A 14388-nucleotide genomic window follows, 5' to 3' on the forward strand; every position below is an offset into this window, starting at 1 on the left:
GGGGCCACCTTTCATTCATGCGCATACAACGGCGGGGCGGGAGATCTATTCCCGCCCCGCCGTTCGCGCGTTCAGCCCTGTGCGAGCGCCATCCGGAGCGTGTCGAGCCCGACACCACCCAGACGCAAGGCCTTCATGTGGAACGCCTTCACGTCGAATCCGTCGCCGGCCCGCGCCGCGAAGTCGTCGCGGATCTGCTCCCAGATGCGCTGACCGACCTTGTACGAGGGCGCCTGGCCGGGCCACCCGAGGTAGCGGTTGACCTCGAAGCGGATGAATTCCTCGGGCATGTTGACGTTGCGCTTCATGAACTCGAGCGCGTAGTCGGCATCCCACACGCCCTCGCCGTCGGGACGCTCCTTGCCGAGGTGAACACCGATGTCGAGCACGACGCGGGCGGCGCGCATACGCTGGCCGTCGAGCATCCCCAGCCGGTCGGCCGGGTCGTCGAGGTAGCCGAGCTGCTCCATCAGGCGCTCGGCGTACAGGGCCCATCCCTCGGCGTGCCCGCTCGACCCCGCGAGCAGCCGGCGCCAAGAGTTGAGCTCCGAACGGTTGTAGACCGCCTGAGCGATCTGCAGGTGGTGACCCGGGACGCCCTCGTGGTAGACGGTCGTCAGCTCTCGCCAGGTATCGAACGAGTCGACGCCCTCCGGCACGGACCACCACATGCGGCCGGGGCGCGAGAAGTCGTCGGTCGGACCCGTGTAGTAGATGCCGCCCTCGTTGGTGGGCGCGATCATGCACTCGAGGGTGCGGATGGGCTCGGGGATGTCGAAATGCGTGCGCCCGAGCTCCTCGACGGCGCGGTCGCTCGTCTCCTGCATCCACTTCTGGAGCGCCTCGGTGCCGTGTAGCTTGCGCGACTCGTCCTTCTCGAGGTGTGCGACAGCCTCCTCGACCGTTGCGCCCGGCAGGATCTCATCGGCGATCGCCTCCTGTTCGGCCACCATACGAGCGAGCTCCTGCAGGCCCCATTCGTAGGTCTCGTCGAGGTCGATCGTGGCGCCGAGGAAACGGCGGGAGTGCAGCGCGTACAGCTCACGCCCGACCGCGTCGGTCTCGCCCGCCTCGGGAAGGAGCTCCCCGGTGAAGAAGGATGCGAGGGCGTCGTACGCGACGCGGGCAGCGTTCGCGTTGTCGGCCAGGTCGCGAGCCAAGGACGCGGGCAGACCGCCCTCGGTCGGCGCAGCATCGGCCGCGAACGTCGCGAAGAAGCCGGTGTCCGCCGTGTAGCGACCGATCTGCGTGGCGACCTCGGAGACCTGGCGACGCGCCGGGACGACGCCGCGGGCGATGCCCTCGCGGAGCGTCTCGATGTAGCCGTCGATCGCGCTCGGCACCGCCGCGAGCCGGGCTGCGATGACGCTCCAGTCATCCACCGTCGCCGACGGCATGAGGTCGAAGGTGTTGCGGATCTCCTGCGCCGGCGAGGCGATCACGTTGACGTCGCGGAGGTGCGCACCGGCCTCGGCGAGCTCGATCTGGAGACGCAGGTCGCCGGAGAGATCGGCCTTCGTGACGACATCGACGTCGTCGGTCGGCTCCGCGGCCTCGAGGGCGGCGAGGGTGCTGCGAGCGGCCTCGAGGGCTCGGGCGGTGCCGGCCGGCGAGTAGTCGTCGAGTCGTGCATTGTGCTCGAAACGGCCGATGTACGTCGCGAGCCCGGGTGAGAGCTCGGCCAGGGTGTCGACCCACGCATCGGCGATCCGGTCGATCGGCGTGGGGGTGCGCTGTGCTTCGGTCATCCTCCGAGCCTACTGCGGCACCCCCGCGCGATGAGGTCAGTGCCCGGCGACGTCCCAGTCGCCGCCGCGGCCGATCTGCACGTCGAGAGGGACCGTCAGATCCGCGGCATCGCCCATGCGCTCGCGGACGATGCGCTCCGCGGCATCCCACTCCCCCGGCGCGACCTCGACGACGAGCTCGTCGTGGATCTGCAGCAGCACGCGTGACCGGAGCCCTTCCGCCCGGAACTCACGAGCGATGCGGAACAGCGCGATCTTCATGATGTCGGCGGCGCTGCCCTGAATCGGAGCATTGAGCGCCGCGCGCTCCGCGTTCTCGCGCAGCACCCGGTTCGGGCTCGCAAGGTCGGGGAACGGGCGGCGGCGGCCGAAGATGGTCTCGGTAAAGCCGTCGATGCGGGCCTGCTCGACGCTCGAACGCAGGTAGTCGCGCACCGCCCCGAATCGCGCGAAGTACTCGAGCATGAGCTGCTTGGCCTCGGACTGCTCGATGCGCAGCTGCTTCGACAGGCCGAACGCCGAGAGGCCGTAGACGAGCCCGTACGACATGGCCTTGACCTTCGTACGCATGGCGGGCGTCACGTCGGCGGGCTCGACGCCGAAGACGCGCGCGCCGACGAAGCGGTGCAGGTCTTCACCCGAGACGAACGCCTCGATGAGACCGGGATCTTCGGAGAGATGCGCCATGATCCGCATCTCGATCTGCGAGTAGTCGGCGGTCAGCAGAGTCTCGTAGCCCTCGCCGACCTCGAAGGCAGCCCGGATGCGGCGGCTCTCCTCGTTGCGGATCGGGATGTTCTGCAGGTTGGGATCGGTGCTTGAGAGCCGACCGGTCTGACTTCCCGTCTGCACGTAGGTCGTGTGGATGCGGTCGTCTGCGGCGATCGCGGTATCGAGCGACTCGATGATCTGTCGCAGTTTCGTCGCTTCTCGGTGCTGGAGCAGCAGCTCGAGGAACGGGTGCGGATTCGACTCCTGCAGGTCGGCCAGGACAGCGGCATCCGTGGAGTAACCGGTCTTCGTCTTGCGGGTCTTCGGCAGCTGGAGCTGTTCGAACAGCACCTCCTGGAGCTGCTTGGGAGACCCGAGGTTCACTTCGCGGTCGATCGTCGCGTACGCGCGCTGCGCGATGTCGTCGGCTCGTGCGGCGAGTTCGGCCGAGAACGACGAGAGCTTCTCATGCGATACCGCGACGCCGGCCAGCTCCATGTCGGCGAGGGCGTCGAGTGTGGGCAGCTCGATGTCGGCGAGCACGGACAGGACGGATGCCGGCATCTCTCCTCGCACCGCTTCGGCGACGCGGAGCACGAACCATGACAGCTGGCCCGGCGTGGCCCCCTCGGTCTCGGGCACGAGCTGCGTCGGGTCTGCCTCCGGCAGCTTCTCATCGAGGTAGCGGTGCACGAGGTCGGCCAGCGTCTTGTCGGGGAAGCTCGGCCGCAGAAGCCAGCCCGCCAGGATCGGGTCGAGAACGAGACCGCCGAGGCGTACGCCGCCGCGACGCAGCGCCTTGACCTGGAGCTTCGCGTCGGAGAGCACCTTCGGCGCATCGGACTCGAGCCACGATCGCAGCGCCTCGGCGACGTCGTCGTTCCACGTCGCTTCGACGGCTTCGTCCGCGCTGGCCAGGCCGATGCGCTGGGGGAAGCCTCCGGCCACCATGACCGTGACCCCGACCTCGCCCTCGCGAGCCGCGGCCCAGGCCGCGAGATCGGGGGCGGACAGCTCGGCGGCCGTCGGCGCAGGCACCGATGGCGCCGCGGTCTCGACCGCCATCGCCGGGTCGGCGCCGGCGGCCTCGAACACGCGCGGAAGCAGAGTGCGGAACTCTAGGCGCGCGAAGATGTCGCGCACTGCTTCGGCGTCGATCGGGCCGACGGCGAGGTCGGCCGGCGTCACGCCGAGCTCGACATCTCGGAGCAGTCGGTTGAGCGCACGGTTTCGGCGCACGTCGTCGAGGTGCTCACGAAGGTTGCCGCCGACGACACCGCCGATCTTGTCGGCGTTCTCGAGCAGTGCATCGAGCGACCCCCACTGCGTCAACCACTTCACCGCCGTCTTCTCCCCCACCTTCGGCACGCCGGGGAGGTTGTCGCTCGTCTCGCCGACGAGCGCGGCGATGTCGGGGTAGTTGTGAGGCGGGAGCCCGTACTTCTCGACGACCGTCTCCGGCGTGTAGCGCTTGAGCTGCGAGACGCCCTGCACGCTCGGGTAGAGCAGGGTGACGTCGTCGGTGACGAGCTGGATCGTGTCGCGGTCACCGGAGCAGACGAGGACGTCGAAGCCGGCCTCGGCACCCTGCGTCGCCAGCGTCGCCAGAATGTCGTCGGCCTCGAAGTCCTCCTTCGTGAGGACGGTGACGTTCATGGCGGCCAAGCACTCCTGCAGGAGCGGGATCTGCCCCTTGAACTCTGCCGGCGACTCGGAGCGGTTCGCCTTGTACTCGGCGTACTCGCGCGTGCGGAACGATTGGCGCGACGTGTCGAATGCGACCGCGAGATGCGTCGGCTTCTCGGCCTTGATCAGGTTGACGAACATCGACAGGAAGCCGTAGATGCCGTTGGTGTGCTGGCCGTCCTTCGTCGTGAAGTTGTCGACCGGGAGCGCGAAGAAGGCGCGGTAGGCCAGCGAGTGGCCGTCGACGACGAGAAGGGTAGGCTTTGCGGAGTCCGTCACCCGTCCAGCCTAACGACGACCGCGGACACCACGACCCGCTGCGACCGAGGGGTGGAGCATGCCCGAGAACACCAACACCGACACCGGCCTCGCCTGGGCCCAGGGCCGCGGCAAGGGGGCGCTCGCGGAGCGGATGGGCATCGACTTCATCGAGTTCACGACCGAACGCTGCGTCGCCACGATGCCCGTCGAGGGAAACACCCAGCCGGTGGGACTCCTCCACGGCGGGGCCTACGTTGTGCTCGGGGAATCGCTCGGCTCCATGGCCGCCAACATGCACGCCGGGCCCGGGCGGCTCGCCGTCGGCGTGGACATCAACGCGACCCACACGCGCTCCGCCACGAGCGGCATCGTCACGGGCGTCTGCACCCCCCTGCACCTCGGGCGTTCGATCACGGTGCACGAGATCGTGGTCTCGGACGAGCAGGGCCGACGATGCTCGACCATTCGCATTACGAACATGATCAAGGACGCTCCGGCCGCATCCTGAGAAGACGACGAAGCCCCCTCCCGATCCGGGAAGGGGCTTCGTCGTCGCGGCAGCGGTGCCGGCTACTTCTTGGGAGCGAGCTGCTCGATGATGGCCTTCGCGACGTCCTGCATCGTGAGGCGGCGGTCCATCGACGCCTTCTGGATCCATCGGAATGCCTCGGGCTCGCTCAGGCCCATCTTCTCGTTGAGCAGGCCCTTGGCCCGGTCCACGAGCTTGCGGGTCTCGAAGCGCTCGACCATGTCGGCGACCTCGGCCTCGAGCGTGATGATCTGCTCGTAGCGGGCCAACGCGATCTCGATGGCGGGCAACAGATCGTTCGGGGTGAAGGGCTTGACGACGTAGGCGAGCGCGCCGGCCTCCGTCGCTCGCTCGACGAGCTCCTTCTGGCTGAACGCGGTCAGCAGGACGACGGGCGCGATATGCGCCTTGCCGAGACGCTCGGCCGCGGAGATGCCGTCGAGGACGGGCATCTTCACGTCCATGATCACCAGGTCGGGGCGCAGCTCGGTCGCGAGCTGAACGGCGGTCTCGCCGTCGCCGGCCTCACCGACGACGTCGTACCCGTTGTCGCGGAGGATCTCGACGATGTCGAGCCGGATCAGCGACTCGTCCTCGGCCACGACGACACGGCGGGGTGCGGGAGCGGCCGACGTGGGGGCCTCTTCTTGCTCTGTCACCTTTCGATCCTACGGTATGGCGTTCCGGCCATGTCTCCGTCGGGCGACGTCGCGCGAGGCGGTATTGTCGATGTGCGTGCGCCGGTGTGGCGGAATGGCAGACGCGACCGACTCAAACTCGGTTGTCTTCGGACGTGTGGGTTCGACTCCCACCACCGGCACGACGAAAGGGCGGGCACCTCGTGGAGAGGTGCCCGCCCTTCGGCATTCACGCGGCGATTACTGGATCGCCTGGTAGATCGGAGCGCGCCCGTTGACGGCGTCACCGATCTTGTGGATGCGGATGTCGTTGGTCGATCCCTGGATTCCGGGAGGGGACCCGGAGATGACGACGACCTTGTCGCCGACCTCGGCGAGGCCGTTCGACAGGAAGTAGTCGTCGACCTGGTGGTACATCAGGTCGGTGTGCGCGACCTCTTCGACCAGGCTCGAACGGATGCCCCACGTGAGGGCCATGCGACGACGGATCGCCGGGTCCGTGGCGAACGCGATCATCGGGATCTCGGGACGCAGGCGCGACATGCGGCGCGCCGTGTCACCGGACTCGGTGAACATGCAGAGGAACTTCGCCTCGATGAACTGGGCGACCTCCATGGCGGCGAGCGTGATCGCGCCGCCCTGCGTGCGGGGCTTGGCGGTCAGCGGTGCGATGCGGTCGAGACCGTGGGTCTCGGTCGAGTCGACGATGCGGGCCATGGTCTCGACGACGCCGACCGGGTACTTGCCGACGCTCGTCTCGCCCGACAGCATGACCGCGTCGGCACCGTCGAGGACGGCGTTGGCGACGTCGCTCGTCTCGGCGCGCGTGGGCACCGGGTTCTCGATCATGGACTCGAGCATCTGCGTCGCGACGATGACCGGCTTGGCCATGCGGCGGCAGAGTTCGACGGCCCGCTTCTGGACGATCGGCACCGCCTCGAGCGGGAGCTCGACACCGAGGTCTCCACGCGCGACCATGATGCCGTCGAAGGCGTCGATGATCTCCTCGAGGTTGTCGACGGCCTGCGGCTTCTCGATCTTCGCGATGACGGGGACCTTGCGGTCCTCCTCGGCCATGATCTCGTGCACGCGGTCGACGTCGGCGGCGTCGCGCACGAACGACAGCGCGATGATGTCGGCGCCCTGCTGCAGCCCCCAGCGCAGGTCGGCCTCGTCCTTGTCGGACAGCGCCGGCACGCTCACGGCGACGCCGGGCAGGTTGATGCCCTTGTTGTTCGAGACGGGGCCGGCGACGATGACCTTCGTCGTGACCACGGCGCCGTCGACGGACACGACCTCGACGCGGACCTTGCCGTCGTCGATGAGCAGGAAGTCGCCCGGCTTCACATCGCCCGGCAGGCCCTTGAAGGTCGTCGAGACGATCTCCTTGGTGCCGAGGATGTCGTCGGTGGTGATCTTGAAGATGTCGCCCACCGCGAGCTGGTGGGGGCCGTTCTCGAACTTGCCGAGTCGGATCTTCGGGCCCTGCAGATCGACCAGGATCGCCACGGGGCGGCCCGCGTCGTCGGCGGCCTTGCGCACGTTGGCCCAGCGGACCTCGTGCTCCGAATAGTCTCCGTGGCTGAGGTTGAATCGGGTCACGTCCACGCCGGCGTCGATGATGGCTCGCACCATCTCGTAGCTGGCTGTGGCCGGTCCCAGGGTAGCGACGATCTTGGCGCGTCTCACTGAATCTCCGGTGGTCTCGGGTCGGGAGGGGGTTGGGTCCAGCCTATGCCCGCTGGAGCCCGATCGCGACGTCGGTCGGACGCACCGGCGCCGGCAGGTCGGTGTCGCCCATCAGGTAGCGGTCGACCGCAGCAGCCGCAGCGCGGCCCTCCGCGATCGCCCACACGATGAGCGACTGCCCGCGCCCGGCATCGCCGGCCACGAACACGCCCGGCGCGGTCGTCTGGTAGTCGTCGGCACGTTCGACGTTGCCGCGATCGGTGAACACGGTACCCAGCTGGGCCTCGAGCTCGGAGCGCTCCGGGCCGGTGAAACCCATCGCGATCAGCACGAGGTCGGCGGGAATCTCGCGCTCGGTCCCGCTCTTGGGAACACGGCGGCCGTCGACGAACTCGGTCTCCGCGACCCGCAGTGCGCGGACCTCGCCGGCGTCGTTTCCGAGGAACTCGACGGTCGACGCGAGGTAGCTGCGCTCTCCGCCCTCTTCGTGCGCCGAGGCGACCTCGAAGACCGTCGGCATCATCGGCCACGGCTGACCGTCCGGTCGGTCCGACGGCGGCTGCTTGCCGATCGCGAGATTCGTGACGCTGAGCGCGCCCTGCCGGTGGGCCGTGCCGATGCAGTCGGCGCCGGTGTCGCCGCCGCCGATGACGACGACGTGCTTGCCCTCGGCGTGGATCTGGTTCGCGACCTGGTCGCCCGCGACGGCCTTGTTCGACTCGACGAGGTACTCCATGGCGTAGTGCACGCCGGCGAGGTCTCGGCCCGGGATCGCGAGGTCGCGCGGCAGGGTCGACCCCGTCGCGACCACGACCGCGTCGTAACGAGCGCGCAGGGCATCCCACGAGATGTCCTTGCCGATCTCGACACCGGCACGGAAACGCGTGCCCTCGTCCTGCATCTGGCGCAGACGCGCCTCGATGTGGCGCTTCTCCATCTTGAAGTCGGGGATGCCGTAGCGCAGCAAACCGCCGATGCGGTCATCGCGCTCGTAGACGGCGACGGTGTGCCCGGCACGCGTGAGCTGCTGCGCCGCGGCGAGGCCGGCCGGTCCCGATCCGACGACGGCGACCGTCTTGCCGGTCAGGCGCCCCGGGGGCTCCGCCTCGACCCAGCCGTTCGCGAAGGCCTCGTCGATCGTCGAGACCTCGATCTGCTTGATCGTGACCGGCGGCTGGTTGATGCCGAGGACACAAGCGCTCTCACACGGCGCGGGGCACAGCCGCCCGGTGAACTCCGGGAAGTTGTTGGTCGCGTGCAGGCGCTCGATCGCCGATCGCCCCTCGCCCCGCCACATGAGGTCGTTCCACTCCGGGATCAGGTTGCCGAGGGGGCAGCCCTGGTGGCAGAAGGGCACGCCGCAGTCCATGCAACGTCCCGCCTGGCGGCGGAGCACGGCGGTGTCGCCGGGCTCGTACACCTCGCGCCAGTCCATGATGCGGACGGGCACCGGGCGGCGCTTGGGGAGCTCGCGCTCCGTGGTCTTCAGGAAGCCCTTGGGATCAGCCACGGGTCACCTCCAGGATGCGGCTCCAGACCTCGTCGCCGTCGGGGTCGAGCCCCTCGGCGGCCGCGGTCTGTCGGGTTTCGAGCACCGCGGCGTAGTCGCGCGGCACCACACGGACGAAGTTCGCGACCTCGGTCTCGAAGTCCTCGAGCAGCTGCGCTGCCAACTCGGACCCCGTCTCGGCGACGTGTCGCTCGAGCAGGTCGCGCAGGATCTCGGTGTCGCCGGACCCCATCTCCTCGAGCACGAGCTCACCGCTGGCCATGGCCTCGCGGTTCACGTTGGCCGTCTCGAGACGGTAGGCGTAGGCGTTTCCGCCCGACATTCCGGCGCCGAGATTGCGCCCGGTCGCGCCCAGGATCACGGCGAGTCCACCCGTCATGTACTCCAGTGCGTGGTCGCCGACACCTTCGACGACCGCGGTGGCGCCGGAGTTGCGGACGAGGAACCGCTCCCCCACGACGCCGCGCAGGAACATGGTTCCCTGCGTCGCGCCGTAGCCGATGACGTTGCCCGCGATGACGTTCTCGGAGGCGTCGAAGGCGGCGTCGCGCGGCGGCCGCACGACGATCTGTCCGCCCGACAGACCCTTGCCGACGTAGTCGTTCGAGTCGCCCTCGAGGCGCAGCGTGATGCCGGCCGGGAGGAACGCCCCGAACGACTGTCCGGCCGAGCCCGTGAGATTGACCACGATCGAGTCGGCCGGCAGGCCGTTCTCGCCGTGCGCGAGGGTGACCCGGTTGCCCAGCATCGTGCCCACGGCGCGCTCGGTGTTGCGGATCGGCAGATCGATCTCGACATGTCCGCCGTGCGCGACGACATCCTGGGTCCGCTCGATGAGCTGGACGTCGAAGTGCTCCTCGAGCTCGTGGTCCTGGTCGCGGTGGTGCCGACGCGGGGCATCCTCGGCGAATGCCGGTCCGGTGAGGATCGGTCCGAGGTCGAGGCCACTCGCCTTCCAGTGCTCGATCGCGCCGTCGACGTCGAGCACGTCGTTGCGTCCGATGGCCTCGTCGAGCGAGCGGAAGCCGAGCTCCGCGAGGTACTCGCGCACCTCCTGTGCGATGAACTCCATGAAGTTCACGACGAACTCGGGCTTGCCGGTGAAGCGTTCGCGCAGAACGGGGTTCTGCGTCGCGACGCCGACGGGGCACGTGTCGAGGTGGCAGACCCGCATCATGATGCAGCCCTCCACGACGAGCGCCGACGTGGCGAAACCGAACTCCTCGGCTCCCAGCAGCGCGGCGATGACCACGTCGCGCCCGGTCTTGAGCTGCCCGTCCGCCTGCACGACGACGCGGTCGCGCATGTCGTTGAGCATGAGCGTCTGCTGGGTCTCGGCCAGGCCGAGCTCCCACGGGGTGCCCGCGTGCTTGAGGGAGTTGAGCGGGCTGGCCCCGGTGCCGCCGTCATGACCCGAGACGAGGATGACGTCGGCGAGAGCCTTCGCGGTGCCCGCCGCGACCGCGCCGATGCCCGACTGGCTCACGAGCTTGACGTGGACCCGGGCGGCCGGGTTGGCGCGCTTGAGGTCGAAGATCAGCTGCTTGAGGTCCTCGATCGAGTAGATGTCGTGGTGCGGCGGCGGCGAGATGAGGCCGACACCGGGCGTGCCGCCTCGGGTGCGGGCGATCCACGGATACACCTTGCCCGGGGGCAGCTGACCGCCCTCGCCCGGCTTGGCGCCCTGGGCGAGCTTGATCTGGATGTCGTCGGCATGCGTGAGATACATGCTCGTGACGCCGAAACGTCCGGACGCGACCTGCTTGATGGCGCTGCGGCGCTCAGGGTCGAGCAGACGCTCGACGTCCTCTCCGCCTTCGCCCGTGTTGGACTTCGCGCCCAATCGGTTCATGGCGATCGCGAGCGTCTCGTGCGCCTCCTTCGAGATCGACCCGTAGCTCATGGCTCCCGTCGAGAAGCGCTTGACGATCGATGCCACCGATTCGACCTCGTCGATCGGCACGGGCTGACGCACGCCGGTGCGCAGCTTGAACATCCCGCGCAGGGTCTTCAGCTCGGCGGCCTGGTCATCGACGAGCTTCGTGTACTCGCGGAAGATGTCGTACCGGCGCGTGCGGGTCGCGTGCTGCAGCCGGAACACCGTGTCGGGGTTGAACAGGTGCGGCGCACCGTCGCGGCGCCACTGGTACTCGCCACCGGTCCACAGTCGCTCGTGAGCGCGCACAGCGGCGTCCTCGGGGTAGGCGTACGCGTGGCGAGCGGCGTTCTCGGCCGCGATGACCTCGATGCCGATGCCGCCGAGCTTCGTCTCGGTTCCTGTGAAGTACTTCGAGACGAACTCGTCCGACAGACCGACCGCTTCGAAGACCTGAGCCCCCGCGTACGACGACACCGTCGAGATGCCCATCTTCGACATGATCTTCAGGACGCCCTTGCCGAGCGCGTAGATCAGGTTCTTCACGGCCTTCTCGGGAGACACACCCGTGATGTAGCCGGCACGGACGAGGTACTCGACCGTCTCCATGGCGAGGTAGGGGTTGACCGCGGATGCGCCGTAGCCGAGCAGCGTCGCGACGTGGTGCACCTCGCGGACGTCACCGGCCTCGACCACCAGGCCGACACGCATGCGCGTCTGCTGACGGATGAGGTGGTGATGCACAGCAGCCAGCATCAGCAGCGACGGGATGGGCGCGAGGTCCTTGTTCGAGTCGCGGTCGCTCAGCACGAGGAACTCGGCGCCGTCCTCGATGGCCTGGTCCGCCTCGGCGCACATCTGCGCGAGACGCTTCTGCATGCCCTTGTGACCGGCCTCGACGCGGTACAGGCCGCGGATCGTCACAGACGACCGCCCCTTCAGCGCCGTGTCGATGTGCTGGATCTTCGCGAGCTCGTCGTTGTCGATGACCGGGAAGTCGAGAGTCACCGTGCGCGTGTGTCCGGGACCCCACGCCAGCAGGTTCCCCTCGGGACCGAGCCCGAGCGACAGCGACGTGACGACCTCTTCGCGGATCGAGTCGAGCGGCGGGTTGGTCACCTGCGCGAACTGCTGGGTGAAGTAGTCGAACAGCAGCCGGGGGCGCTCGCTGAGCACGGCGACCGGCGTGTCGCTGCCCATGGCGCCGAGCGGTTCGGCGCCCACCTGGCCCATGGGCGTCAGGAGGATGCGCACCTCCTCCTCGGTGTAGCCGAAGGTGCGCTGGCGGCGCGTGATGGAGGCGATGGGATGCACGATGTGCTCGCGCTCGGGCAGGTCCTTGAGGCGGACGCGTCCCGCGTCGAGCCACTCCTGCCACGGGTGCAGGGTCGCGAGCTCGCGCTTGATCTCCTCGTCCTCGACGATCCGGCCCGCGGCCGTGTCGACGACGAACATGCGGCCGGGCTGCAGACGCCCGCGGCGCTTGATCCGCTCCGGGGCGAAATCGAGCACGCCGGTCTCACTGCCGATGACGACGAGTCCGTCCGTGGTCTCGGTCCAACGGCCGGGACGCAGTCCGTTGCGGTCGAGGGTCGCCCCGACCAGCGTGCCGTCGGTGAAGATGAGCGCCGCCGGGCCGTCCCACGGCTCCATCTGGATGGAGTGGTAGTCGTAGAACGCCCGCAGGTCGGGGTCGATGTCGGTCTGCTTCTCGTACGCCTCGGGAACCATCATCATGACGGCGTGCGGAAGGCTGCGCCCCGTCAGGGTGAGGAGCTCGAGCACCTCGTCGAAGGACGCGGAGTCGCTTGCGCCGTCGGTGCAGATCGGAAGCAGCGGCTGCACATCGCCGAGCAGCTCGGACTCGAGCTGCGACTGACGCGCGCGCATCCAGTTGCGGTTGCCCTTGACGGTGTTGATCTCGCCGTTGTGGGCGAGCATGCGCAGCGGCTGCGCGAGCGGCCACGACGGGAAGGTGTTGGTCGAGTAGCGCGAGTGCACGACAGCCAGCTCGGACGCGAACCGTTCGTCCTGCAGATCGGGATAGAAGGGCTCGAGCTGGAGCGTCGTGACCATGCCCTTGTAGCCGAGCGTCCGGCTCGAGAGCGACACGAAGTACGCGTCGTGCTCGTGTCGCGCACGCTTGCGCAGCCGGTAGACGCGGCGGTCGAGCTCGATGCCGGCCAAGGCGGGCGCGTCGCCCACCGCGGGCCGCGAGACGAACAGCTGCTCGAACGCGGGCCGGGCGGCGAACGCGAGCTTGCCGAGGTTCTCGTCCTCGGTCGGGACCTCGCGCCAGCCCAGGACGGTCAGTCCCTCGGATGCCGCGAGCTTCTCGATGTCGGACTTCAGTGCGTGCCGCTCGTCCGCGTCCCGCGGCAGGAACGCCATCCCCGCGGCGTATTCGCCGACCGGCGGCAGGTCGAAGTCGACCACGGCGCGCAGGAAGTCGTCGGGCATCTGCGTCAGGATGCCGGCGCCGTCACCGGTTCCCGCATCGGATCCGATCGCGCCGCGGTGCTCGAGGTTGCGCAGGGCCGTCAAGGCGAGCTCGACGATGTCGTGCCCGGCCTCGCCGCGCAGAGTGGCGACCATCGCCAGACCACAGGCGTCCTTCTCGAAGGCAGGGTTGTACATGCCCTGCTTGGGGGGGAAGGAACCGAATCCGGACTTTTGGGGTCGAGGGCTCGAGGCCATACTGACCGTCCTCACATTGGTGCTGAAACCGGGACGACGTCGGCCCTGGGGAACTACTGCTTCGAGGTGACCGCGCTTGTGGCGCTGTCTGCGTGAGCTTCGGGCGTCGGGGGTGCGCTCAGATCCACGAAGTCTTCGGTGCTCTGCGATTGTAGCGCGCTCGGAGCCACCCACTCGCGACCTCGCTGATAAGGCGAAGACTCGTCGCCCGTGTGGCGTCGCGTCTGGACCACGATGATCGCGATGCCGACGGCGATGGCGAAGATCGCCGCCCACACGTTCGTGCGGAGGCCCAGGATGATCTCGCTCGGATCGATCCGGATCGACTCCCAGACGACACGGCCCGCGCCGTACCAGACGAGGTAGAGGCCGAAGAGCTTGCCCCACTGCGCCCATGCCTTACGGCCGACCCACAACAGGACCAGCACGCCGAGGCCGTTCCAGATGACCTCGTACAGGAACGTCGGGTGGAACAGCGTGTCGGGCGCCAGCCCGGCGGGGAACGCGGGGTTGGTGCTGTCGATCTCGAGACCCCACGGAACATCGGTAGGAAGGCCGAACAGCTCCTGGTTGAACCAGTTTCCGAAGCGGCCCATCGCCTGCGCCAGCAGGAGGCCCGGAGCGAGCGCGTCGGCGAAGCTCCAGAACCGGATGCCGGTCCACTTGCACCCGAGGTAGGCGCCCACCGCGCCGCCGATGAGCGCGCCGAAGATGGCGATGCCGCCCTCCCAGATGAACAGCACGGCCCACGGGTTCTTGTCCGGACCGAAGTAGAACCCCGGGTGGGTCAGCACGTGGAAGGCACGCGCGCCGATCAGCGCGAGCGGCACGGCGAGCAGGGCGATGTCGATGACGACCCACGGCTCGGCGCCGCGGCGCGTGAGGCGGTGATTGGTCATCAACGTCGCGACGATGATGCCGGCGATGATGCACAGCGCATAGAAGTGGATGCGCAGAGGGCCCAGGTCGATGTAGCTCACCGACGGGCTCGGGATGCTCGCGACGAGCGTGTGTGCAGCGTGGATCATCGGATCGTCCCTCGG

General features: G+C 68.6%; 8 protein-coding genes and 1 tRNA gene. 2 read left to right on the top strand and 7 right to left on the bottom strand.

All coding sequences use genetic code 11. The features are described from left to right. Positions 1–71 precede the first annotated feature (71 nt). Positions 72–1748, bottom strand: a complete 1677-nt coding sequence (locus AA0Y20_RS11330) for a DUF885 domain-containing protein (protein ID WP_412939305.1) — start codon at positions 1746–1748, stop codon at positions 72–74. A 36-nt stretch (positions 1749–1784) separates the two neighbouring features. Continuing rightward, positions 1785–4424 (bottom strand): DNA polymerase I, encoded by a 2640-nt coding sequence (gene polA, locus AA0Y20_RS11335; protein WP_412939306.1) that lies wholly within the window; start codon positions 4422–4424, stop codon positions 1785–1787. A gap of 58 nt (positions 4425–4482) precedes the next feature. On the opposite strand from polA, the gene AA0Y20_RS11340 reads away from it, so the two are divergent. After that, positions 4483–4914 (top strand): hotdog fold thioesterase, encoded by a 432-nt coding sequence (locus AA0Y20_RS11340; RefSeq protein WP_412939307.1) that lies wholly within the window; start codon positions 4483–4485, stop codon positions 4912–4914. A gap of 62 nt (positions 4915–4976) precedes the next feature. Here the strand turns inward: AA0Y20_RS11340 and AA0Y20_RS11345 are convergent, their stop codons facing one another. After that, positions 4977–5594 carry an ANTAR domain-containing response regulator gene (locus AA0Y20_RS11345; protein WP_023950638.1) on the bottom strand — a complete coding sequence of 206 codons (618 nt, stop codon included), beginning with the start codon at positions 5592–5594 and terminating at the stop codon, positions 4977–4979. Positions 5595–5674: 80 nt separating this feature from the next. Between AA0Y20_RS11345 and AA0Y20_RS11350 the strand changes: the two genes are divergently transcribed. Next, positions 5675–5755: transfer RNA gene (locus tag AA0Y20_RS11350), tRNA-Leu, on the top strand. 58 nt (positions 5756–5813) lie between these two features. Here AA0Y20_RS11350 and pyk read toward each other — a convergent pair. From pyk to lgt, 4 genes are read right to left on the bottom strand one after another with little or no spacing between them, the layout of a single operon-like run. After that, positions 5814–7262 carry a pyruvate kinase gene (gene pyk / locus AA0Y20_RS11355; protein ID WP_412939308.1) on the bottom strand — a complete coding sequence of 483 codons (1449 nt, stop codon included), beginning with the start codon at positions 7260–7262 and terminating at the stop codon, positions 5814–5816. A 43-nt stretch (positions 7263–7305) separates the two neighbouring features. Then, the gene (locus AA0Y20_RS11360) at positions 7306–8772 is read right to left on the bottom strand and encodes a glutamate synthase subunit beta (RefSeq protein ID WP_412939309.1); all 1467 of its coding nucleotides are present in this window, start codon (positions 8770–8772) and stop codon (positions 7306–7308) included. Beyond that, positions 8765–13345, bottom strand: coding sequence for a glutamate synthase large subunit (gene gltB, locus AA0Y20_RS11365; protein ID WP_412939310.1), 4581 nt, complete (start codon positions 13343–13345; stop codon positions 8765–8767). Before gltB ends, AA0Y20_RS11360 begins: the two co-directional genes overlap by 8 nt. A 53-nt stretch (positions 13346–13398) precedes the next feature. Beyond that, entirely contained in the window at positions 13399–14373 is a 975-nt protein-coding gene (lgt, locus tag AA0Y20_RS11370; RefSeq protein ID WP_412939311.1) for a prolipoprotein diacylglyceryl transferase, read from the bottom strand. Positions 14374–14388 lie beyond the last annotated feature (15 nt).

Source organism: Microbacterium pratiae, assembly GCF_047302165.1.
Classification (GTDB): Bacteria; Actinomycetota; Actinomycetes; order Actinomycetales; family Microbacteriaceae; genus Microbacterium.

Coding starts and splice junctions, on each gene's coding strand:
- AA0Y20_RS11330 (WP_412939305.1), bottom strand. CDS start 1,748: ATGACCGAAGCACAGCGCACCCCCACGCCGATCGACCGGATCGCCGAT.
- AA0Y20_RS11340 (WP_412939307.1), top strand. CDS start 4,483: ATGCCCGAGAACACCAACACCGACACCGGCCTCGCCTGGGCCCAGGGC.
- gltB (WP_412939310.1), bottom strand. CDS start 13,345: ATGGCCTCGAGCCCTCGACCCCAAAAGTCCGGATTCGGTTCCTTCCCC.
- lgt (WP_412939311.1), bottom strand. CDS start 14,373: ATGATCCACGCTGCACACACGCTCGTCGCGAGCATCCCGAGCCCGTCG.